Here is a 22,844-nt window from a genome sequence, read left to right on the forward strand (position 1 = left end):
GTGAAAAGCTATAAATTTGAGTGTAAATTAATTTATAAATACAAAACGATTCATGACAAGTTTAAGGAATTATTTTTTGAATGGCGCCATCCTGTTACTGGTGTTGTCGGGCTGTAAGTCCAAAGAAGAAAAAACGGTCGTAAAGGACGATAGTCCCAAACAACCCAATATTGTCTTCATTTATATGGATGATTTGGGATATGGCGACCTAAGTGCATATGGTGCCACTGAATTGAGTACGCCCAATATCGATGCCTTGGCAGAGGGCGGCGTGCAGTTCACCAATGGTTATGCCACTTCGGCCACCTGTACGCCGAGTCGCTATGCCATACTTACCGGACGCTATCCTTGGAGGAACAAAGATGCCAAAATACTTCCGGGTACGGCTCCTTTGATTATCAGTACCGATCAACTGACCGTTCCAAAAATGTTAAAGAAAAAAGGCTATACTACGGGTATCGTAGGTAAGTGGCATTTAGGTCTGGGAAGCGGAAACGTAAACTGGAACGAAAGGGTTACCCCTGGTCCAAATGAGGTTGGTTTCGATTATTCCTATATATTGGCGGCCACTCAAGATAGGGTGCCTACCGTTTATATTAAAGACGGACATGTTGACGGTTTAGACCCCAACGACCCTATAGAAGTGAGCTACAAGGAAAATTTTGAGGGAGAGCCTACTGGATTGGACAACCCGGAATTGACCACAATGAAATGGCATCACGGTCATAACAACAGTATTGTGAACGGTATTCCACGTATCGGTTACATGAAAGGTGGAGAAGCGGCAAAATGGAGCGATGTAGATATGGCCGACCACTTTTTGGCCAAGGCCCAGGCCTATGTGAAAGACCATAAAGACAAGCCCTTTTTTCTATACTACGCTTTGCAGCAACCTCACGTACCGCGTACGCCACATCCAAGATTTGCCGGAAAGTCGGGAATGGGACCACGAGGCGATGTTATTCTTGAAGCGGATTGGGTTGTTGGTGAATTTATGAAGACATTAGAGGAACAGGGGCTTTTAGAGAACACCTTGATCGTATTTTCCAGTGATAACGGTCCTGTCGTAAATGATGGCTACTATGATGATGCCGAAGAGAAACTAGGAAATCATACTCCATCAGGTCCTTTACGTGGTGGAAAGTATAGCTTGTACGATGCCGGTACACGAGTGCCTTTTATTACGTATTGGAAAGGTAAGATCGCTCCTGCTAAATCGGATGCCCTGGTATGCCAAGTAGATTTACTTACCTCAATGGCCGCTTTGGTAGGTAGTGATAAAAAAGGTGAGGATAGCGAAAACTTTTTGGACGCCCTAATGGGAAAAAGCGACCAAGGTAGAACAGAATTGGTTTTAGAGGCGGGTTCAAGAACAGCTTTTAGAAAAGGGGACTGGGTCATGATTCCTCCTTATAAAGGTGCTGCCATAAACAAGCAGGTGAATATAGAATTGGGTAATGATAGTGAATATCAACTGTACAACCTTAAGGAAGATATTGGGCAGACCAAGAACTTGGCCAAGGAAAACCCTGAAAAACTTCAGGAAATGATTCAAGGTTTTGAAGCCATAAGGGGAAAGAATGACGTTGAGATCAAAGAACTGGAGTTGAAATAATCGACTCTTAATCGGTATTGTCTTTCGTGATTTTTATCGAAGGATACCTCACAGTTCACCCATAACCTGAGTTCGATTAATAATATTTGATTATTAGACAGCAAAAAAGATAGATTTTTAGTAAGTTAAAGTGTTGAAATTTAATTTTTTAATCTAAAAATCTATCTTTTATAACTTACTCTAAAGTCACAGGAATTTTCTGTTTAGTCGATGAATTTTGTAAGGAATATGCTGAAGTAGTGGATAAAGCCCTTATTGGGAATAAAGCAAAGCGTCCTTCGATAATGTCTCAAAGTGAAATAATCACACTAGCAATTATTTTCCAATTAAGTGGGTTTAGAACCTTTAAACACTTCTATGTTTTCTATGTAAAGACTCATATGAATAATAATTTTTCCTGCCACAGTTTCCTATAATAGATTTACAGAACTAATGCAAGAGAACTTAATGGCTATTTGCACATAGCTTCCTGCCAAAAAAACTAAGTATCAAATTTCAAACCATAAAAACTAATCAAACAACTTTGTTTTAATCGAACTCAGGTTTATAGTAATTTGGTTTTACGACAAACTTCACTACTGCGGTTTGACCAAATCCAATATCAATATGAGAAATTAATATCAACGCATAACTAAACTAGAGCAAGTTAATTAATTTATGACTTGAGATTTTGTTTGTTGATAGACTGTATTTTGCTTTGATTTTTTCCAACTTCTCACAATAACCTTGCTCAGCAAGCCAAATATCACCTCTATAAATCCGATTAGGACCTGAGTCTCTATATTTTTGAATGATGATATTTATATCCTCAGTAAACTCTTTGGCATAATATTCATCTTCTCCATTTGGTTCGTCCCAGTGTAGTTCAAACCTTGTAAGCACTTCTCCTAACTCCATAGAGCACGTTTTTTCTTTTATTTTTGCTCCTCCGCTTGCTGTAAGAATGTACATTCGCCATTTTAATGGATGATCTTTTATTTTTTCGCAAGCATTTATTAAATCTAAAAACATTTGATCACAATCAGGTATACTCCAACTTGATAAGGTAGTAAAATATGAATCTACCATTTCTCTTTTCCAAGACGTTTCTTCCCAGTATGTTAGAGGTGAACGTCTTAATTTTTCGCTTGTTACTTCTGATATAGCTTCGGGAGTTTCAGTAAGATAATCTGATGCGGTGATCATCCTAACATCCAATATAGAACCTGTCTTCCAATCATCAGGGTTTTCAATTATCTTGACAACTGTTTCGCCAAGTTCTTGTCTCAAAATTTTTAATGTTTCTGAAATAGAGAATAAACTAAAAACATTGAACGAACACATAGGTTCTGAATAACCTGGTTCAAAATGGATTCTAAATGAAACGGAAATCTCTCTAGGTAAATGATGGGCTTTCAAAAATGTTTTATTTGCTACACAAACTTCCAATTGGTTTTTTGACATTAATTTCAGACACCAACTTGCCGTAGATGGGGCTTCTATGACTTTCAAATTTAATTCTGTCACTACACCTATTTCGGCTGCAGCACCGCCTTTTAAAGACCAAAGGATATCAGGATGGGAATGTTCATTTACGACTAATGTCTCTCCGCTCCAAAGAACTATTTTAGCACTTTCTACATGTTGACACCCAAGACCATACTTTCTACTAAGTATAAAGTCCCAACCTGCTGTAGTAAAATGCCCCCCAGCATGTACATCAAAACAATCACCATGAGGAAGAGCTTTATTGTTTTGATGAAGTAGGTATATTATTTTCCCTAAAATACATCCTGGCTGAAGAGAGATGATGTTTTCATTTAAATGACAGTTATCCATCATAGATAAATTTATCATTATACCGTCACAAGAAGCGCCATTAAAATATCCATGTCCGCCAGATCTAACAGAAACCGAAGTATTCTCATAAATTTCTAATGATGTTAATAAAGACAATACTCTGGCTACTCCCCAATCGCTACAAGGTGATACTACAATTTGAGGAATTATTGCTTCGCGATTATGCATTTGAGAATACGTGGGGAAGTATTCTCCATTAGTTTCTTCATATTTGATTCCTACTTTGTCAAGCTCCTTTTTTAGGAGTATTATCTTTTTATTATTTGAGGTGTTTTTCATTTGGATGTTTATTGTTAAGTTAAATGTTAAAGCCCTCTAATTTGGTTGCAGATACTTTAGTTTCTATAAATGTTTTAGTTTTGTTGCATGTCAAACTACCAAAAGAATTCACATTCGATAAGCAAATCTGAGTTGCCTTTTTGTATGGGCAAGAAAATATAGTTATAATGTTCTTCAAGGTGATATTCAATATCGTTGTGAGATTTGTTGATACAGATATGTAATTTTGAAAATGTTGATATTCTAAAGGGAGTTGTAAGAAAGAATTTCATTCTTTTGTTAAAAACTATGGATTTTCAATCCATAGTGATCCATTCTTGTTATAGATTAATCATGTCAAGGCAGATCGTCTACTAGGCATGATTCAAATATGGACAAAGTAAATATATTAATTAGACAATACTAGCGTTGAAATGAATCGTGTCTTTTCGCGCTGATAGCTTTATCTAAGAAGTTGTTCTATACTGATTTCTGGGCTTTCCAATCCTTCATCCATCTTTCTTAGCCTTTATTTTTTACTTCGAATAATATATAGAGTGGTATTAATGAAGCGATAAAAATTCCTATGGCAATATTATTTATTTGGCTTAAAAGCAATCGCGTCTATCTCAACCTGCATAACGTCTAGTGCTAACCTTGGGACGGGGATTAATGTGCTAGCAGGGTAAATTTTATTTGTCCAAAATTCACTCATTTCTTCACTCCAAATTTTTAATTTTTCTTCATTATGATTAACAATCAGTACGGTAATTTTAACAATGTTTTCAGGTTCTAGGTTATATTCGTCTAGTACAATTTTAATATTTTTTAGAGTAAATTGTAATTGAGTTCTAAAGTCACTTGAAAGGGTATGATCTAAATCTTGATCACCACCTTGTCCAGAAATGAAAATGTATTCACCATTGGAAGGCGAACGTACAGAATGACAAAAACCATAAGGTGTTGGATCAAATAGTTGTTTTGGGTTTGTGTGTGTTTGTTCCATAATAATTGTTGATAACATTATTAAATGAATGCTTAAAATTAATGTTTTACAAGTGTATATCTGTACCCCTATTCCCCAATGGCCACAAGGTTTATGTACCACTACCTATACAGGCTCGTAACTTTTCAACCCTAGCTTTTTCTTTATCACCTTGGTAGAAAATCCTTTCTTAGTAACACTCATCAGAAACATAGTCTTATACCATACAAAAATGAAAGATTAGAACTCTACATAATCATACCACTAAGCAACGAAGTCCGAGAACAACACTTCTTGCACTCATAACTCCAACGGCTCTTTATCCAATAATACTCAGTATGGGAGAACTGATGAGAAGAAACATATACCTTATCTCCACTCTTGCTTAAAATGATTCCTCGCTATCAAAATGAGCGGTAAAACTAAAGATATTCATTAATTTATTTTTTTATACAATTTAGTATTGTGCACTTGTGCACTCGAATTGTTATAAGCAAATTTAAAGAAGCATTAAGAGAAATAATATACCTAAAAATAACGATTTTTGAATAGTGATTTATAAGGGTAACATATTGTGGTTTATCCTTGTTTTTTTACTTCATAACCTGAGTTCGATTAATAATATTTGATTATTAGACAGTAAAGAAGATAGATTTTTAGATTAAAAAATTGATTTTAAACACTTTAATTTACTAAAAATCTATCTATGATAATTTACTCTAAAGTCACAGGAATTTTCTGTTTAGTCGATAAATTTTGTAAGGAATATGCTGAAGTAGTGGATAAAGCCCTTATTGGGAATAAAGCAAAGCGTCCTTCGATAATGTCTCAAAGTGAAATAATCACACTAGCAATTATTTTCCAATTAAGTGGGTTTAGAACCTTTAAACACTTCTATGTAAAGACTCATATGAAAAATGATTTTCCTGCCACAGTTTCCTATAATGGATTTACAGAACTAATGCAAGAGAACTTAATGGCTATGACTTTGTTTTTAAAAACCTGCTGTTTGGGTGATTGCTCTGGAATATCATTTATTGACTCTACTCCTGTAAGGGTCTGCAAGAATAAACGAATACACAATCATAAAGTCTTTAAGGGTATTGCTACTATTGGTAGGTCTATCATGGGTTGGTTTCACGGTTTTAAGTTGCACATTATCATAAATGACAAAGGGGGGATTTTAAACTTCACAATTACACAGGCTAACGTAGACGATAGGAAGCCATTAAAGAAAGAGCGGTTTCTAGACAAAATTTACGGGAAGTTATTCGCCGACAAAGGCTATATAGGAAAAGATTTAATACAGATGCTCTTTGTTGATGGCGTACACCTAATCACATCGGTTAGAAACAACATGAAGAATTCACTAATGACCATGAGTGATAAAATTTTACTTAGAAAACGTTCCGTAATAGAGACCGTCAATGATGAACTCAAAAACATCTGCCAAATAGAACATTCAAGACATAGAAGCTTTGGTAATTTCTTGGTAAATATTATCGCAGGGCTTATTGCATATAGCTTCCTGCCAAAAAAACTATGTATCAAATTTCAAACCATAAAAACTAATCAAACAACTTTGTTTTAATCGAACTCAGGTCCATAATACATACCGTTCCTAGTGTAGAAGCTGTTCTTTTTCAGTATTTTGTATTAGGAACGGTTTTTTGTTATAAAAAAAAAACGATATTTGCCCCGTCATGAAGTTATAGAAATTATGTTCCGTATAGATGTCGTTAGGCCATTGTCCTAAATTAATCGAACCTTCTTCGTTCGGTTTTGACATGTCTTCCTTTTTTCAACATAATTTCTTTTCAAATGCCACATATAAATAGAATTACCTTAAAAAGACTGTTTCAGCACTTTATAGTTGCCGTTACGGGCAAAGAAACAGAATTTACTTCCGGAAGCATCCGTAAGGCCATTTTTATGCTTTCCATCCCCATGATTTTGGAGATGATGATGGAGTCTATTTTCGCCATTGTAGATATTGCCTATGTTTCACAGGTAAGTGTAAATGCGGTAGCCACCATTGGTCTTACCGAATCGGTAGTGACCTTGGTCTATGCCGTGGCCATAGGACTGAGTATGGCAGCAACGGCCATAGTAGCCCGAAGAATAGGGGCGAAGGATGTAAAGGGCGCCCAAGAAGCGGCAGTGCAGGCCATAGCCCTAGGTGTCTTGGTTTCGGTTGTAGTCGGAGTATCGGGCTTTTTATATGCGAAGGACATTCTGGCCTTGATGGGGGCGGAACCTGATTTAATTGCCGAGGGCTATGGGTATACGCAGCTGTTACTGGGAGGTAATATCACAATTTTGCTATTGTTCTTGATCAATGCCATATTCAGGGGGGCTGGTGATGCCTCCATTGCAATGTGGGCCTTGGTGCTTTCCAACGGACTCAATATTATTTTAGATCCTATATTTATCTTCGGATGGGGACCTATACCGGAGTATGGGGTTATGGGGGCGGCCATCGCTACGAATATAGGTAGGGGAGCGGCCGTTTTGTTTCAATTGGCGGTCTTGTTCTTTGGTTGGAGCCGTATACAGATCGGGTTTAAGGACATGGTCCTTCATTTTGGGGTAATGCTCAACCTTGTAAAGGTATCGATGGGAGGTGTCGCCCAATTTCTTATAGGCACTTCAAGTTGGGTGTTTCTTATGCGGATGATGTCGGAGTTCGGTAGCGAGGTCTTGGCAGGTTACACCATTGCCATTAGGGTCATGCTGTTTACTTTGATGCCCTCTTGGGGGATGAGCAATGCCGCGGCCACCCTGGTAGGCCAAAACCTTGGGGCAAAAAAGCCCGATCGCGCGGAAACCTCGGTTTGGAAGACGGGAAAATACAATGCCTGGTTTATGGGTATGGTTTCTTTGGTCTATCTTTTCTTTGCATATGATATCGTAGGTTGGTTCAATACGAATCCTGTAGTGGTCGAAAATGGCGGTCTATGCCTTCAGATTATAGCTGTAGGCTATGTATTCTATGCCTATGGCATGGTCGTGACCCAAGCTTTTAACGGAGCGGGGGATACCGGTACACCGACCAAACTGAACCTTATTGCCTTTTGGTTGTTTCAGTTGCCTTTCGCCTATTTAACGGCCATTGCGTTTCAATGGGGGGCGATGGGCGTATTCGTCGCCATTACTGCCGCAGAGGTACTGTTGGCCGTCATCTCTATGGTGTGGTTTAAAAAAGGGAAGTGGAAAAAGGTCAGTGTCTAATCGGCTTTTTGTAACTTTATCTTTCTAAATTCCTGAAAATATGCAGCAGAAGAAAATAGGCCTCAATACGATATGTACCCATGTGGGGGAGGTGAAGGATGAACAGTTCAAAGGAGCGGTTTCCCCGCTTTATATGAGTAGTTCGTATGCCTTTGAAGACGTTGATGTAAAACGATATCCCAGATATTTCAACACTCCCAACCAAGAGGCCCTGTGCAAGAAAATAGCGGCTTTGGAGCATGCCGAGGCCGGTCTTATATTTGGTAGTGGCATGGCGGCCATAACTACCTCCCTAATGGCATTTTTAAGGGCAGGGGACCATGTGGTACTCCAGCAAGTGTTGTACGGGGGTACGTATAATTTGGTGGTTGAGGAATTCGATAAATTTGGTATCGAATATTCCTTTACGCATGGATGGGCCCCTGAAGACTTCGAAAAAAAGATCCGTTCGAATACCAAGGTGATTTATATTGAAACACCTTCCAATCCACTTTTGACCATAACCGATTTAGTTGCCATCGGGAAGTTGGCCAAAAAACACGGACTCATCTCTATGATCGATAATACCTTTGCGAGTCCGGTCAACCAAAACCCTATAGATTTCGGCATTGATGTGGTCATTCATAGTGCGACAAAGTATATGGGAGGCCATTCGGATATTTTGGCGGGAGCAGTGGCTTCCTCCGAAGAAAATATCAATCGAATTTTCGCTTTGGCAAAGAACTTTGGTGGAAGCCTTAGTGATTATACGGTCTGGCTGCTCGAAAGAAGCTTGAAGACCATGGGATTGCGCGTAAAGGCCCAAAATGCCAACGCCCAACATATGGCCGAATACCTGTTCGGGCATAAAGCGGTTACTCGGGTCTACTACCCTGGCTTAAAGAGCCATCCCGATTACGAACTGGCGAAATCGCAAATGAACGGTTTTGGAGGAATGCTGTCTTTTGAGCTACACGAAGATTACGATGCTACCCAGTTTCAAAAAGAACTACAATTGATAAAGCCTTCCATGAGTTTGGCAGGTGTAGAGAGTACCATGCTTTCACCGACCAAGACCTCACACGCCCTTTTAGGGGCCGAAGAAAGGGCAAAACAAGGCATCTTAGATGGTTTGATCCGCTTTTCCGTAGGAATAGAAGAGCCCGAAGATCTAATTGCCGATATTGAACAGGCCTTAGAAAAAGTAAGGTTGGGCAGGGTAGCAACGACTAGTTAGGCCTACTGTCCAGTACATAAAACAAATTCAAGAAAAAAAGAATGAAATTAGACATATTAGCTTTTGGCGCCCATCCCGATGATGTTGAACTTGGTGCCGGGGCTACCATTGCCAAAGCCATTGCGAGCGGAAAGAAAGTAGGTATCGTAGATTTGACCCGTGGAGAACTCGGAACAAGGGGTTCTGCGGAAATACGGGATAGTGAAGCCGCAGCTGCGGCCAAGGTTCTTGGGGTAGAGTCAAGGGAGAATTTAGGCTTTGCCGATGGCTTCTTCGTCAATGATAGGGAACATCAACTAGAAATCATTAAAATGGTGCGTAAGTACAGGCCTGAAATAGTGCTTTGCAATGCCATAGATGATCGGCATATCGATCATGGCAAAGGCAGTAAACTGGTCAGTGATGCCTGTTTTTTAAGTGGATTGATAAAGATCGAGACCAAACTTTCGGATGCGGATGCCCCACAAGCGCAATGGAGGCCCAAGGTCGTTTACCACTACATTCAATGGAAAAACCTTGAACCCGATTTTGTTGTTGATGTATCGGGATATATCGAAAAGAAAACAGAAGCTATTTTAGCCTATTCCTCGCAATTTCACGACCCCAAAAGCAAAGAGCCGGAAACACCTATTAGCAGTAAAAACTTTATAGATAGTGTAAACTATAGGGCTAGAGACCTAGGTAGGTTGATAGGGGTGGACTATGCGGAAGGTTTTACCGTTGAACGTTTTGTGGGCGTCAATAATATAGACGACCTGATTTAAGCGGTTTTTTGGTAATTCTTGTTGGCCTTGGGTAGGGTAAAGTGAAAGGTACTGCCTTTGCGCAAGCTGCTTTCGACCCATATGGTACCATTGTTCTTTTCTACCATTTCCTTACATAGTGAGAGTCCTAGACCGGTTCCTTTTTCATTATTGGTACCATAGGTGGTAACCGAAGAAGTGGTGATAAAGAGCTTTTCAATGGTATCTTGGTCCATGCCGACACCTGTATCGCGAATTGATATTTGCCACTGTTGGTTTAGTTCAATGGCCGAAATGGTAACCATTCCGTTTTCGGGCGTAAACTTTATGGCATTGCTTATCAGGTTACGGATTACTATGTCTATTTGGTTGCTGTCAGACCAGGTCAAGGTATTCGAGTTAAGATGGCTTATAAGTCGGATCGACTTGTTTTTGGCCGTTTCCGACAATAGGTCGATGTTGTCTTTTACCAAGGAATCGAGGGCAACTACGGCAGGCTGGGTGATAGCGCCGTTCATTTGTGTTTGGCCCCAGGTCAATAGATTGTTCAGGGTAAACGAAATGTGGTCTATGTCATTGGCAAGTTTAGGCATAAAGCCCATAAATTCGCTCTGTTCTATTTCTCCGTTCTTAAAAAGTTTCAACAGGCCTTGAAAGGCGCCTATAGGTCCTCTAAGGTCGTGTCCGATAATGGAGAAAAGCTTATCCTTTGTACGGTTGATTTCCTGTAGCTCCAATTCGTTTTTCTCTAGATCCTTGGTTTTTTTCTTCAGTTCGGCATTCAGGTTCTTTTGTATTTTTTCACTTCGCCCGACCAAAAGGGTCACAACAATGAATATAAAGAGGATACCCAGGGCTACATTTACGTAGGCTCGCTGGGTATCTAGCTGTTTCTTATTTTCTGCGATAAGGTCGACCTTTTGTTTTTCATGCTCCATTTTGGTCATGAGCATGGTCAAGCTTTTTTTGTTTTCGTTTCTCGATAGGGTGTCTGACAGGGTTTGATAGATTTCGTGGTATTTCAGGGCCTTTTCAAATTCGCCTTTGTTTTTATGCACTTCGTAGAGGGTCTTGGCACATTGCTGGGAGCCTTCCATGTCTTTAATAACGGTGGAAATTTTATACGCCTCACGGGCATAATGCTCCGCAATACTGTCTCTGTTCATACGTAGATAAGCTTTTGACATACCGTTCAAAAGTTCTATTTTTCCACGCTCATCCTGAAGTTTTTCATGCAACATTTCACTCTGCCTGTACCAGTATAGGGCCCATTCGTTCTTTCCGCCCTTTAGGTAAATTTTTCCCTTGGTCTCATAAGCATAGGCCAGCCATTCCATAATCCCGTGTCTTTCAAAAACCGCGATACTGGAGTTGATGTTATACATGGCATGTTCTAGATCACCTATATCTGCATAGGTAGAACCCATATTGCTCATAGTTTCTGCAGAAACGATCTCATCGCCCAGTTCTTCGTTGAGTTTTTTGACCTCTTTGTAAAACGTAAGGGCTTGGGTATAGTCTTTTTGGGAAGCGTAAAGATTGGCTACATTCTCGTTCATTACCGATAACATGAATTTGTTGTCGGTTTCATGGGCCAAATCAATGCCCTTTAAATAGTGTATTAGCGATTGTGCATAATCCCCGACATAGGAATACTGCATGGCTAGATTGTTCCGAGCCCGTAAGATTAATTTTGAGTTGTTGATTTTCTGGCCAAGAGAAAGTGCCTTTTGCAAATAGTCGATGCTTTTTTTATGGTTGCCTTTGTCGGAGTAGTAGTTTCCCACCCCTATAAGTGCTTCTCCTTCGCCCTTCTTATAATAAATAGACCGACTATAGGTCAAGGCTTGTTGAGAAAGTGAGAGAAGGCTATCGGTATGGTAGAAGCGCTGCTCTTTAGCGAGTTCGTTGAGCAAATCGATATGGAGACTATCCTTCAAGGAAAAATCAGGTAACTCCCTCATTTCCTTAATCAAGCTTTCTATACTATCTTTTGCCCTATTTTGTGCCTCTAAGCATGGGCTAAATAGAAAAGCCCACCCAAACAGCATGATGCCGAATTTGGGAAGTAGGTTAAAGGTCAAAAATTTGGCTTTGACAAAAGACATTTATAAATCAATTAAAGGTCTAATTTATCCATGGGTTGTAAATCATTATAATATTTGTTGTGAAACGCCAAAAATTGTGTGTTTTGTCGCAAATTTTATGCATTTTATCGATTATTTGTAAGAAGGCGAATTATTTTATTGCCTCATTATCAATTTGTTTTTAAAGTAATTGAGGGTATAGGAAAAAATACGCCCTTTTTATTTTGAAAGATTACATAAAAAAAATTACCTTTGCCACCGCTTACAAATGGTGGTTGTAGCTCAGCTGGTTAGAGCGCTTGATTGTGGTTCAAGAGGTCGCCGGTTCGAAACCGGTCTTCCACCCCAGAATAAAAAGCCTTGTCAATTTTGACGAGGCTTTTTTGGTTTTACATAGTATCTACCGATCGGGCATAAAAAAAACCTGCCGTTGAGGGCAGGTTTTCTATATTGGTCTGTAGATTTTATTTAGATGCTTTGTCCACAACAACGCGTTGGTCTCTGTTGGCCACTTCCCATGCCGTGTAGAAAACTAAACGTGTACGGTTTTCGAGTAGATCATAGTTGATCTTGTCGGGCGTATCGCCAGGCCTGTGATAATCATCGTGGGTTCCATTAAAATAGAAAATGATAGGAATGTTGTTCTTGGCAAAATTGTAGTGGTCACTTCTGTAATAAAAACGGTTTGGGTCGTTTTCATCGTTATAGGTGTAATCTAATGTGATTTGGGTGTATTTGTTGTTGACTTCCTCGGAAAGTTCATGTAGGTCGGTACTGAGCTTGTCAGAGCCTATCAAGTAGATGTAATTGCGTTCGCCATCACGTTTTGGGTCGATACGCCCTATCATATCGATATTGAGATTGGCCACTGTATTCTCCAATGGAAAAATGGGGTCTACATCGGTATAGTATTGCGAGCCTAAAAGTCCTTTTTCTTCGCCTGTAACGTGTAGGAAAACAATAGATCGCCTAGGTCCTTTACCGGCATCGGCGGCCTTTTTGAAAGCTTGGGCAATTTCCAAAAGCGCCACGGTACCCGAACCATCATCATCGGCACCATTGTTGATTTCACCGTCGGCCGTAATTCCAATATGATCTAAGTGGGATGAAATTACCACGTATTCGTCAGGCTTCTCTGAGCCCTTTAATACGGCAACTACGTTTTCAGATGAAATCTCATCATTATCGCTCTCCACATCGATCGTAATCTTTTTGTTTAATTTCCTAGGCTTGTGATCCGATACTACCGTAGGTAAGATGGCTTTGGCCAGGGTCGAGTTGATCAAAAAATTGAAAAAGCCGTCACTATCGTCTTTGGCCAATTCCATTCTTCCATTATCGTTGCTCTCCATCCATTTAAAGCGACTTTTAAAGCGTGAAAAATTGCTCTCATCGTAATATAAGATACCCTTGGCGCCCTTAGAGGTGGCGAGCTCCAATCGTTTGCCCAAAGATTCGGACATATTGCTCCAAATCGATTTCTCGGTCGAACCCGATAATAGATAGTTGCCATTGGCATCTAACGGTTCTCCCGATTTGATCAATATCACTTTATCCTTTACATCAAGGTTCTTATAGTCTGAATACCTACCTTCCTCGATACCATAACCAGCGTATACGATCTCGTTAAAGGTGCCTTGAGCCTTTGAAAAGGTAAGAAAGCTTTCCCCTAAAGGATATTCCTTGCCATCAACGGTAAGGGACCCCACAGGTAATTGGCTAACTTGAAGGGGGACTTTTTGAAAATAATCGCCGTTTTTTTGGGCAGCAGGTATACCCATTTTTTCGTATTGGGCCTTTAGGTATTCCACGGCTTTTTTCTGTCCGGGTTGACCGGTTTCCCTGCCTTCGAATTCGTCGGAAGCATATGTATATAAATGATCTTTGAGTTCACTTTCGGTTATGGTTTCCCCGAACGTTTTAGGGGAATTGGTAGATTTGTTAACTGCATTTTTATCTCCATCGGAAACCGTTGTTTGTGATGAATTGCAGGCCATAGCCAATCCTATGGCAAGAATAATGAGTTTTTTCATGTCTTATGGGTTATACTTATATAAAGTTTCCAAAAATAACGAAAACAAATAGAAAAGGTCTGTTGCCCAGACAATAATTATGCTTCAAAAAGCATCACTTTTTTAACTAACTTGCTCGAGCTTTGACTATATTCCAACATCAAGATAAATTATGAAATCTTTAAAACTATTATTCGCCTGTGCCTTAACAGGCGCTATATCCATGTCGTGTAACCAAATGAAAAAAGAAAAAATGACGGAATCCGTTTCTAAAACCCCAAAAGCCAAATTTGAAAAGAATATTAATGCCCAAGACTTTATCACAACTATTGAAGGTGATTCCGTAGGGTTCTATGTTTTGACCAACGTCAACGGAATGGAAGCTACCTTTACCAATTACGGACTACGTTTGGTGTCATTATACGTGCCCGATAAAAATGGGGAATTTGCCGATGTGGTTCTTGGCTTCGACAACCTAGCGGATTACCGCGCCAAAAAGAACTTTTACGGGGCCGTAATCGGTAGATACGGAAACCGTATAGCCAAAGGAAAGTTTACCCTGGATGGAAAAACTTATGATTTGGCCATCAATAATAACGAAAACCACCTGCACGGAGGATTGCTCGGTTTTGAAAGCGTCGTTTGGAAGGTAGACGAACAAAGCGACAATGCCATATCCTTTACCCGAACCTCTCCTGATATGGAAGAAGGCTATCCGGGCAACCTAGAGGTCAAGGTCAGTTACTTGCTTACCGATGATAATGCCTTGGAAATAAGCTATGAGGCAAAGACGGACAAGCCTACCTATGTAAACCTTACCAACCATTCCTTCTTTAACCTGAAAGGTGAAGGGGAAGGCACGGTCAATGACCATGTCGTAATGTTGAACGCCGATAAGTTTACCCCCGTTGACAACGGATTGATTCCTACCGGTGAGCTAGAGGATGTGGCCGGCACCCCTTTTGATTTTAAAGTACCGAAGGCCATAGGGAGAGATATTGAAACTGATTTTGAACAACTGAAGCTAGGTAATGGCTACGACCATAATTTCGTGCTCAACGAAACTCCCAAAAATGCGGAAGGCCTGACTTTTGCCGCGAGAGTGGTAGAGCCCAATAGCGGTAGAACCTTAGAGGTGTATACCGATGAGCCGGGGGTTCAGTTTTACGGGGGGAATTTTCTCGACGGCACCGATATCGGCAAAAGTGGAAAGGCTTATGTCCGTAGGGGCTCTTTTTGTTTGGAAACACAACATTTCCCTAATTCGCCCAACCAACCAGGGTTCCCGAGTACGCGATTGGAGCCAGGGGAAACCTATACCTCGCATTGTACTTATAAATTTGGGGTTGTAGAAAACTAGATAGGGGCGCTCACCGTTTTTCCGTTCTATTGTTGGGCGGAAAAGCGGGAGGGCGTAACACCCTTTAATTTTTTGAATTGCCTGTTGAAATTTGATATGGAGGAAAAGCCCGACTGTTCCGATATTTCAAGGATGGAAAGTTGGTCTTCCGATCGGTTCAACAACTGACAGGCATGCTCTATCCTAAGCTCGATCAAGAATTGAAAGAAGGTTTTGTTGGTGTGCTGTTTGAAAAACTTACAAAACGCATTGGGTGTCATATACACCTGGGAGGCTACCGTGTTCAAACCGATTTCAGACTGAAAGTGGGTAACTACGTATTCAAATATGGTCTGCATTCGTCGTCCTTGGGAGTTGCCGATTTTCTTTGGGTAAATAAAATTCGTCAAGGTTTTTTTATCGGTATGGCCCAATCGTTTCAGTAACTGGAAAAAAGCTACAAAGCGGTCTAGTTTTTCCAAATGCGGGAGCTGTACCATAAGCTTTTGGATCGGCTCCGTATTTCCTATAATTTGAAACCCCTCCCTTGAAATATCGAGTAGGGGCTGTAGTTCTTCGAGGTCGGGCAGTTCAAAAAACGAGGTTCCAAAAGTATGCTCCGTAAAGAACAAGGAGATTTTATGCGACATCTCGTCACTTTTGTCATTTTTGAACATATGTGGGCAATGCGGCCCGATAACAAAAAAATCACCGTCTTTAAAAGGGTGGATACTATCGCCCACAATTAGTTTTCCTTTGGCCTTTACGATCAAGGTAAACTGAATTTCAGCATGTTGGTGCAGTCTGTCGTAGAAGATCGGCTCACGGTCTACTTGAACGATCAAGTTTTGGTGAAGTGGTTTTGGAACCTGAAACGGATGGACTTTCATGGATGTGTTGAGCGTATTTATTGCGCTTATTCGTATAAAGGCATATTGAATGGATAATATAGTCTAATTTTTTGATAAAATCATCTTATTCTCCTTCGTGTTCTACAACTAATTTTGTCCAAGACACTTTTAAAACAACCTTATGAAATTTGAATGGAAGGGGGTAATGCCCGCGGTAACTACTAAATTCAATAGTGACGATACATTGGATCTAAACACGTTCCGTACAAATATTGAAGCACAGATAGAAGCAGGGGTACACGGTATAGTTTTGGGCGGCTCACTTGGCGAGGCCAGTACCTTGGGGGCGGAAGAAAAAAGGATATTGATCAAAGAAACCGTTCAAATCGTTGACGATAAAATTCCTGTAATTATGACAATTGCGGAGCAGGCTACAAAAGTGGCCCTGCAAGCGGTAAAGGATGCAGGGGAAAGTGGTGCGGACGGACTAATGGTCCTTCCTCCCATGCGCTACAAATCCACCGACCATGAAACCGTTGAATTTTTTAAGGAAATAGCCGGTAGCACTGAGCTTCCGATTATGATCTACAACAATCCGGTGGACTATAAAATCGAGGTTACGGTAGACATGTTCAAAGAACTTTTGGAACTAAAGAATATTACGGCCGTAAAGGAATCTACCCGAGATATCATAAATATAGGACGCTTGAGAAACGAATTCGGTTCCGACTTGAGTATTTTGACGGGCGTCGACCCATTGGCCCTAGAAAGCCTTCTTATCGGTGCCGATGGTTGGGTGGCAGGTTTGGTCTGTGCCTTTCCTGCGGAAACCGTAGCTATTTACGAGCTGGCAAAAGCTGGATATGCCAAGGAAGCTACCGAAATCTATAGATGGTTCTTGCCTTTATTGGAATTGGATATTAGTCCTCAATTGGTGCAAAATATCAAGTTGGCCGAGGTGGCTACGGGTATCGGCACCGAAAATGTACGTAAACCTAGGCTTCCATTGCAAGGTGCAGAACGTGAAAGAGTGCTGAAGGTGATTCAAGACGGATTGAAGACAAGGCCCCAATTGCCCGATTATAAAAACCTAAAGCCTTTGAACACGACCTTGGCCTAAGCCTAAAACGCGATGGCAACCTGGTTTAAGAATGCTCCGATAGAGATGAGCGGGACCTATGTCCCGACTTGGTCTGGCGAGCTGAAAGTCTTTTGAGCAAATTCTTGCTGCTTCAGGGCAATTATAGTAGCTTCATGGCTGCAGATAAAGACTTCAAATACAACAATATGATTACAGGAAAAAACTACATAGGAAAAGATCTTTCGTCTAAGGGAAACCAAACGTACAACACCTTTGACCCGAATGCGAATCAAGCGACGGAGTGGACGTTCTACGAAGCTACCAAGGAAGAGATAGATAGTGCGGTGGGTAAGGCCGATGAGGCCTTTCAGGTGTATAAAAACCTTTCCGGGGCAAAAAAGGCCCAGTTTCTAGAAGCTATAGCCGAAGAGCTTGAAGCTTTGGGCGATGAATTGACACGGACGTATTGTAAGGAGTCGGGCTTGCCACAAGGAAGGGCCATGGGCGAACGTGGGCGTACCATGGGGCAGTTGCGGGCCTTTGCCGAACTTTTAAAGGAAGGTTCATGGGTAGAGGCAACCATAGATACGGCCCAACCGGACCGACAACCTTTTCCTAAGTTAGATTTGCGAAAAATGCTATTGCCTATCGGTCCCATAGCTGTTTTTGGCTCGAGTAACTTTCCCTTTGCGTTTTCTACGGCGGGCGGTGATACGGCCAGTGCCTTGGCTGCGGGTTGTCCGGTAATCGTAAAAAGCCATCCGATGCATGCGGGAACTGGGGAACTGGTTTCCTCGGCAATCATAAAGGCCGCCGAACGTACCGGTATGCCCGACGGTGTTTTTTCAAACCTGAACAGCAGCGGAATAGAAGTTGGACAGCAGTTGGTGCTCCATCCTAAAGTTAAGGGTGTTGGCTTTACGGGAAGTATAAAAGGAGGCACCGCACTCTATCAATTGGCAAACGAACGTAAGGAGCCTATACCTGTTTTTGCCGAAATGGGCAGTATTAACCCAGTGGTAGTCCTTCCTTCGGCCTTACAGGAAAAAGGAGCATTTTGGGCCCAACAATACGCTGGGTCGATCATGTTGGGAGCGGGGCAGTTTTGTACCAACCCCGGGTTGATCCTAGGGGTAAAAAGTACTTCCTTAGATGTCTTTATTGACGCCTTGGGCGAAGAAATAGAAAAATTGGAGCCTAGCTGTATGCTACATCCTAACATACATAGCAACTACGAAAAAGGTAAGGAAGAAGTGTCGGCCCAAGGGGGAACCGATGTAGTGGCCGAATATAAAAAACAGACAGCACCGAATTATGCCCGACAAAAAATACTGACCGTCAATGGGGTGAATTTCTTAAAGAACCCTAAACTGCATCAAGAAGTTTTCGGCCCTTTCTCCGTAGTGGTGAGATGTACCGATGCCAATGAATTAACGGAAGTATTGAACTGTTTGGAAGGCCAGTTAACAGGTACCGTTCTCGGTAATGCCGAAGAGATCGAACGCTACGGTTCGGTAATCGATGCTTTACAGGGAAGGGTAGGGCGACTAATTTTTAACGGGGTGCCTACCGGTGTGGAAGTTTGTCCTTCCATGCAACACGGGGGACCTTTTCCTGCAAGTACCGATAGTCGGTTCACTTCTGTAGGGGTTTCTGCCATTAAACGTTGGGTTAGACCGGTTTCTTTTCAAAACTGGCCGCAAGAAGCCCTTCCGGAAGCATTACGTGATAACAATCCGCTTTCCATAATGCGTATTGTTGACAGTGCGCATACCAATAAAAAAATAGAATAAGATTTAGGTCGTACAATTGATAATGGAAATATGGCTACAAGTGTTTTCAGGTGTATAGATGCACATACCTGCGGAAACCCGGTTAGGGTCGTCGCCGAAGGTGGCCCTGAACTTAGCGGGGCGTCAATGAGCGAAAAGCGCCAGCATTTTCTTAGGGAATATGACTGGATACGCAAAGGGCTGATGTTCGAGCCTAGGGGACACGATATGATGAGCGGCAGCATTTTTTACCCACCGGCCGACCCTGAAAACGATTTTGGTATTCTCTTTATTGAAACCAGTGGCTGCTTGCCCATGTGTGGCCATGGCACCATTGGGGCCATTACCATTGGTATCGAAGAAGGATTGCTACAGCCGAAAACCCCAGGGACCATAAGAATGGAAACCCCGGCAGGCCTGGTGAAAATCGCATATCAACAGACGGGGAAAAAGGTAGACTGGGTAAAGTTGACCAATGTGAAATCGTATTTGGCGGCCACGGAACTGACCGTACAAAGTTCCGTTTTGGGGGAATTGGTATTCGATGTTTCCTATGGAGGGAATTTTTATGCCATCATCGATCCACAGGAAAATTTCTCGGGCATTCAAGATTTTACGGCCGGGAAGCTGGTGCAGCTAAGTCAGGAAATCCGCGATAAAATCAATGCCGAATACCCGAATGCATTTGTCCACCCCGAGAACGAAACCATCAACGGTGTGAGCCATATTTTATGGACGGGAGACACGATCTCTTCCGATGCTACCGCTAGAAATGCCGTTTTTTACGGGGATAAGGCCATAGATAGGTCGCCCTGTGGTACCGGCACTTCCGCGCGAATGGCGCAATGGTATGCCAAGGGTAAATTGAAGAAGGGAGAGGACTTTGTCCATGAAAGCTTTATCGGTTCTAAATTTATAGGGAGGGTAGAAGAGGAAACCCTACTAGATGGTAAGGTTGCCATTTTTCCGAGTATACAGGGGTGGGCCCGGATATATGGCCATAACACCATTACAATCGATGACGACGACCCATATGCACATGGGTTTCAGGTGAAATAAACAAATAGGGAAATTGAGCAAAAGCGTAATCATTATAGGAGGAGGGATTGTCGGACTGTGTTCGGCCTATTTTCTTCAAAAGGAAGGACATGAGGTCATCATTATAGATAAGTCCGATATGACCTCGGGAGCCTCTTTTGTAAACGCAGGATACATTACGCCTAGCCATATTGTGCCATTGGCGTCACCCGGTATGATCGCAAAGGGCATCAAAATGATGTTCAATTCGGCCAGTCCCTTTTATATGAAGCCCCGGTGGGATATGGAATTCTTCAAATGGTCGTGGTACTTTCACAAATCCTCTACCAAGGAAAAAGTAACCAGGGCGATTCCCGTAATTAAGGAGGTGAATGTCTTGAGCCGTGAACTCTTTCAGCTTATTAAGGCTTCCGGTGATTTGGGCGACTTTCAACTGGAACGGAAAGGCTTGTTGATGCTCTATAAAACCAAGGAAGCCTATCTTCATGAGAAGGAAGTGGCGGACAAGGCCAGTTTTTTGGGACTTGAAGTTTCCGAACTGGACCAAAAACAATTGGGACGTCTGGAACCCGATGTCGCTATTGATGCCAAAGGAGCCATTCATTATGAGTGCGACGGGCACACCACACCTACGCAATTCATGCCTAAAATGCTAGATTACCTTCGCAAGGTAGGGGTCGATATACGATTGAACGAAGAGGTTGTGGACCTAAAGGTGAAAGACATGCGTATTCAAGAGGTTCAAACCTCAAAAGGAAATTATACGGCCGACGAAGTAGTACTGGCCGCGGGTTCGTGGAGTGGGAAAATCGCCCGAAAGATAAATTTAGACCTACCCTTACAAGGAGGAAAAGGTTATAGTATAAACGTTGTACGACCTACCGGAATATCTATTCCCGCCATTTTGATGGAGTCTAATATGGCAGTCACCCCTATGCAGGGCTTTACACGCTTTGCAGGTACCATGGAGTTTTCAGGACTCAACGACCATATTCGAAAAGAACGGGCCATGGCCATCGCCATGGGAGCCCACAGTTTTTATCCTAGGGTAGATATAAACGACAATGAGATGGCCAATGTCAAGACGGGGCTACGACCTGTCTCTCCCGATGGTCTTCCCTATATAGGAAGGTCGCATAAGTTGAAGAACCTGACCTTCGCTACGGGCCACGCCATGATGGGATGGAGCTTGGGACCCGTTACCGGAAAATTGGTATCGGAAATAATTAGTGAACGAAACACCATTATGGATATCAAAGCTTTTTCCCCTGACAGGAGATTTTAAATGTCTACTTGTAACTTTTAGACATTTAACAAAAAAATCCAATAAAACGTAACCATTGTTACTGGGTAAAAAGAAGGGTGGGTAGTATCTTTGTATTACAAAACCCACCGTTATGGATGTTGAGATTCTTTCCCGTATTCAATTCGCCTTCACTATAGCCTTTCATTACATTTATCCTCCCCTGAGTATCGGTATCGGCCTGGTAATGGTCGTGTTCGAAAGTTTGTATATCAGGACCAAAAATCAAGAATACCATACCCTTGCCAAATTCTGGACCAAGATTTTTGCCCTGACCTTTGGCATAGGGGTCGTAACTGGAATTGTAATGGAGTTCGAATTTGGAACGAATTGGGCGGTCTACTCCCGTTATGTGGGTGATATTTTCGGTAGTGCCCTTGCTGCCGAAGGTATTTTCGCCTTTGCCTTGGAAAGTGGTTTTTTAGGGGTACTTATTTTCGGATGGAACCGGGTAAAATCTTGGGTGCATTTGGTTTCTACTATTGGGGTTTTTCTCGGGTCGATGTTTTCTGCCATTTGGATCGTAGTGGCCAATAGCTGGCAGCAGACCCCTGCCGGATACCATATCGTTGGTGAAGGTCTAGAGGCCCGGGCCGAAATTACCGACTTTTGGGCCATGGTCTTTAATCCGTCGAGTGTAGATCGTATTCTTCACGTTTGGCTAGGCGCTTTTCTGGCCGGTACTTTCTTGATTTTAAGCGTACATGCCTACTATATCCTTAGGGGGCGCTTTGTACATATTTCCCAAAAGGCCTTTAAGATCACTTTAATCGTTGCCACCGTATTTTCATTGGGCCAGTTGATGACAGGCCATAGTTCGGCCGAGGGTGTGGCGGTAAACCAACCCGCTAAACTTGCTACTATGGAAGGGCATTTTGAAGCCTCGGGCCCTGCTGATATGTATCTCTTCGGATGGGTAGACAAAGAGGAACAAAAAGTGACCGGATTGAAAATACCCGGGGGACTTTCCTTCTTGCTCGATTATGATTTTGATGCGCCTGTAACCGGACTCAACGCATTTGCCGAAGAAGATAGGCCCTCACAAATAAATGCCGTATTTCAGTTCTACCATATTATGGTGGCCATAGGCATGTTCTTGATTTTATTGACCCTCTATGCCTGTTACTTGTGGTGGCGGGGCAAACTTTTTGATAAACGATGGCTGCTTTGGACTTTTGTCTTTACGGCCCTATTGCCGCAAATAGCCAATCAAGTGGGGTGGTTTACGGCGGAAATGGGAAGACAACCTTGGGTGGTGTACGGACTTTTACGTACCTCCGAAGCATTCTCGCAAGCGGTTAGTGCCAATCAGGTCTTGTTTTCCTTGATTTTGTTTATGTTCGTATATACCTTGCTGTTTTTACTTTTTGTGTATTTGCTGAATAAAAAGATAAAACACGGTCCGTATGACGATAGTGATGAAGACGACCGACCCTTGACCAAGGAAATAACCCAAATAGTAACCGGAAATTAA

16 protein-coding genes, 1 tRNA gene and 2 pseudogenes are annotated in these 22,844 nt (G+C 41.9%); 13 read left to right on the plus strand and 6 right to left on the minus strand.

The genetic code is table 11. The features are described 5' to 3' along the window. Positions 1-52 precede the first annotated feature (52 nt). Both BW980_RS08145 and BW980_RS23065 read left to right on the plus strand, forming a co-directional pair. The gene (locus BW980_RS08145) at positions 53-1,615 is read left to right on the plus strand and encodes a sulfatase family protein (protein WP_076454521.1); all 1,563 of its coding nucleotides are present in this window, start codon (positions 53-55) and stop codon (positions 1,613-1,615) included. 170 nt (positions 1,616-1,785) lie between these two features. Continuing rightward, positions 1,786-2,071 (plus strand): annotated as a pseudogene (locus BW980_RS23065) (IS982 family transposase); the annotation flags it as partial. 180 nt (positions 2,072-2,251) lie between these two features. On the opposite strand, the gene BW980_RS08150 reads toward BW980_RS23065, so the two are convergent. The 3 genes and pseudogenes from BW980_RS08150 to BW980_RS22800 all read right to left on the minus strand — a co-directional run. After that, positions 2,252-3,733 (minus strand): FAD-binding oxidoreductase, encoded by a 1,482-nt coding sequence (locus tag BW980_RS08150; RefSeq protein WP_076454523.1) that lies wholly within the window; start codon positions 3,731-3,733, stop codon positions 2,252-2,254. A 574-nt stretch (positions 3,734-4,307) separates the two neighbouring features. Continuing rightward, positions 4,308-4,718 (minus strand): RidA family protein, encoded by a 411-nt coding sequence (locus BW980_RS08155; protein ID WP_076454525.1) that lies wholly within the window; start codon positions 4,716-4,718, stop codon positions 4,308-4,310. A gap of 108 nt (positions 4,719-4,826) precedes the next feature. Further along, a pseudogene (locus tag BW980_RS22800) lies at positions 4,827-5,133 on the minus strand (IS1595 family transposase); the annotation flags it as partial. A gap of 270 nt (positions 5,134-5,403) precedes the next feature. On the opposite strand from BW980_RS22800, the gene BW980_RS08160 reads away from it, so the two are divergent. The 4 genes from BW980_RS08160 to bshB1 all read left to right on the plus strand — a co-directional run bounded on the left by BW980_RS08160 (position 5,404) and on the right by bshB1 (position 9,908). After that, a complete protein-coding gene (locus BW980_RS08160; RefSeq protein WP_076454527.1) occupies positions 5,404-6,288 on the plus strand; it encodes an IS982 family transposase in 885 nt (294 codons plus the stop codon). Between the two features lie 230 nt (positions 6,289-6,518). Further along, the gene (locus BW980_RS08165) at positions 6,519-7,928 is read left to right on the plus strand and encodes an MATE family efflux transporter (RefSeq protein ID WP_076454529.1); all 1,410 of its coding nucleotides are present in this window, start codon (positions 6,519-6,521) and stop codon (positions 7,926-7,928) included. 40 nt (positions 7,929-7,968) lie between these two features. Next, positions 7,969-9,144: a trans-sulfuration enzyme family protein gene (locus BW980_RS08170; RefSeq protein WP_076454531.1), complete on the plus strand. Its 1,176-nt coding sequence runs from the start codon at positions 7,969-7,971 to the stop codon at positions 9,142-9,144. Between the two features lie 41 nt (positions 9,145-9,185). Then, the gene (bshB1, locus tag BW980_RS08175) at positions 9,186-9,908 is read left to right on the plus strand and encodes a bacillithiol biosynthesis deacetylase BshB1 (protein ID WP_076454533.1); all 723 of its coding nucleotides are present in this window, start codon (positions 9,186-9,188) and stop codon (positions 9,906-9,908) included. Here the strand turns inward: bshB1 and BW980_RS08180 are convergent. Further along, positions 9,905-11,995, minus strand: a complete 2,091-nt coding sequence (locus tag BW980_RS08180; protein ID WP_076454535.1) for a tetratricopeptide repeat-containing sensor histidine kinase — start codon at positions 11,993-11,995, stop codon at positions 9,905-9,907. The genes bshB1 and BW980_RS08180 overlap by 4 nt on opposite strands. Positions 11,996-12,245: 250 nt before the next feature. On the opposite strand from BW980_RS08180, the gene BW980_RS08185 reads away from it, so the two are divergent. Continuing rightward, positions 12,246-12,322: transfer RNA gene (locus BW980_RS08185), tRNA-His, on the plus strand. 116 nt (positions 12,323-12,438) lie between these two features. Here BW980_RS08185 and BW980_RS08190 read toward each other — a convergent pair. Then, on the minus strand, positions 12,439-14,007 hold the full coding sequence (locus BW980_RS08190) for a M28 family peptidase (protein ID WP_076454537.1): 1,569 nt from the start codon (positions 14,005-14,007) through the stop codon (positions 12,439-12,441). Between the two features lie 151 nt (positions 14,008-14,158). On the opposite strand from BW980_RS08190, the gene BW980_RS08195 reads away from it, so the two are divergent. Beyond that, positions 14,159-15,346, plus strand: coding sequence for an aldose epimerase family protein (locus BW980_RS08195; RefSeq protein ID WP_076454539.1), 1,188 nt, complete (start codon positions 14,159-14,161; stop codon positions 15,344-15,346). Between the two features lie 26 nt (positions 15,347-15,372). Here BW980_RS08195 and BW980_RS08200 read toward each other — a convergent pair whose 3' ends face one another. Beyond that, positions 15,373-16,215: an AraC family transcriptional regulator gene (locus tag BW980_RS08200; RefSeq protein ID WP_076454540.1), complete on the minus strand. Its 843-nt coding sequence runs from the start codon at positions 16,213-16,215 to the stop codon at positions 15,373-15,375. A 142-nt stretch (positions 16,216-16,357) separates the two neighbouring features. Between BW980_RS08200 and BW980_RS08205 the strand changes: the two genes are divergently transcribed. The 5 genes from BW980_RS08205 to BW980_RS08225 all read left to right on the plus strand — a co-directional run bounded on the left by BW980_RS08205 (position 16,358) and on the right by BW980_RS08225 (position 22,844). Beyond that, the gene (locus BW980_RS08205; RefSeq protein ID WP_076454542.1) at positions 16,358-17,296 is read left to right on the plus strand and encodes a dihydrodipicolinate synthase family protein; all 939 of its coding nucleotides are present in this window, start codon (positions 16,358-16,360) and stop codon (positions 17,294-17,296) included. Between the two features lie 167 nt (positions 17,297-17,463). Further along, the gene (locus BW980_RS08210; RefSeq protein WP_076454805.1) at positions 17,464-19,050 is read left to right on the plus strand and encodes an aldehyde dehydrogenase (NADP(+)); all 1,587 of its coding nucleotides are present in this window, start codon (positions 17,464-17,466) and stop codon (positions 19,048-19,050) included. Between the two features lie 30 nt (positions 19,051-19,080). Next, positions 19,081-20,088 (plus strand): 4-hydroxyproline epimerase, encoded by a 1,008-nt coding sequence (locus BW980_RS08215; RefSeq protein ID WP_076454544.1) that lies wholly within the window; start codon positions 19,081-19,083, stop codon positions 20,086-20,088. A 13-nt stretch (positions 20,089-20,101) separates the two neighbouring features. After that, positions 20,102-21,352 (plus strand): NAD(P)/FAD-dependent oxidoreductase, encoded by a 1,251-nt coding sequence (locus BW980_RS08220; protein WP_076454546.1) that lies wholly within the window; start codon positions 20,102-20,104, stop codon positions 21,350-21,352. Positions 21,353-21,464: 112 nt separating this feature from the next. After that, positions 21,465-22,844, plus strand: coding sequence for a cytochrome ubiquinol oxidase subunit I (locus tag BW980_RS08225; RefSeq protein WP_076454548.1), 1,380 nt, complete (start codon positions 21,465-21,467; stop codon positions 22,842-22,844).

This window comes from Zobellia uliginosa (assembly GCF_900156625.1).
GTDB classification, from domain to species: Bacteria; Bacteroidota; Bacteroidia; order Flavobacteriales; family Flavobacteriaceae; genus Zobellia; species Zobellia uliginosa.

Excerpts from the sequence above, each read along its gene's own strand:
- BW980_RS08145 (WP_076454521.1), top strand. The coding sequence starts at position 53 with ATGACAAGTTTAAGGAATTATTTTTTGAATGGCGCCATCCTGTTACTG.
- BW980_RS08150 (WP_076454523.1), bottom strand. The coding sequence starts at position 3,733 with ATGAAAAACACCTCAAATAATAAAAAGATAATACTCCTAAAAAAGGAG.
- BW980_RS08155 (WP_076454525.1), bottom strand. The coding sequence starts at position 4,718 with ATGGAACAAACACACACAAACCCAAAACAACTATTTGATCCAACACCT.
- BW980_RS08160 (WP_076454527.1), top strand. The coding sequence starts at position 5,404 with ATGATAATTTACTCTAAAGTCACAGGAATTTTCTGTTTAGTCGATAAA.
- BW980_RS08165 (WP_076454529.1), top strand. The coding sequence starts at position 6,519 with ATGCCACATATAAATAGAATTACCTTAAAAAGACTGTTTCAGCACTTT.
- BW980_RS08170 (WP_076454531.1), top strand. The coding sequence starts at position 7,969 with ATGCAGCAGAAGAAAATAGGCCTCAATACGATATGTACCCATGTGGGG.
- bshB1 (WP_076454533.1), top strand. The coding sequence starts at position 9,186 with ATGAAATTAGACATATTAGCTTTTGGCGCCCATCCCGATGATGTTGAA.
- BW980_RS08180 (WP_076454535.1), bottom strand. The coding sequence starts at position 11,995 with ATGTCTTTTGTCAAAGCCAAATTTTTGACCTTTAACCTACTTCCCAAA.
- BW980_RS08190 (WP_076454537.1), bottom strand. The coding sequence starts at position 14,007 with ATGAAAAAACTCATTATTCTTGCCATAGGATTGGCTATGGCCTGCAAT.
- BW980_RS08195 (WP_076454539.1), top strand. The coding sequence starts at position 14,159 with ATGAAATCTTTAAAACTATTATTCGCCTGTGCCTTAACAGGCGCTATA.
- BW980_RS08200 (WP_076454540.1), bottom strand. The coding sequence starts at position 16,215 with ATGAAAGTCCATCCGTTTCAGGTTCCAAAACCACTTCACCAAAACTTG.
- BW980_RS08205 (WP_076454542.1), top strand. The coding sequence starts at position 16,358 with ATGAAATTTGAATGGAAGGGGGTAATGCCCGCGGTAACTACTAAATTC.
- BW980_RS08210 (WP_076454805.1), top strand. The coding sequence starts at position 17,464 with ATGATTACAGGAAAAAACTACATAGGAAAAGATCTTTCGTCTAAGGGA.
- BW980_RS08215 (WP_076454544.1), top strand. The coding sequence starts at position 19,081 with ATGGCTACAAGTGTTTTCAGGTGTATAGATGCACATACCTGCGGAAAC.
- BW980_RS08225 (WP_076454548.1), top strand. The coding sequence starts at position 21,465 with ATGGATGTTGAGATTCTTTCCCGTATTCAATTCGCCTTCACTATAGCC.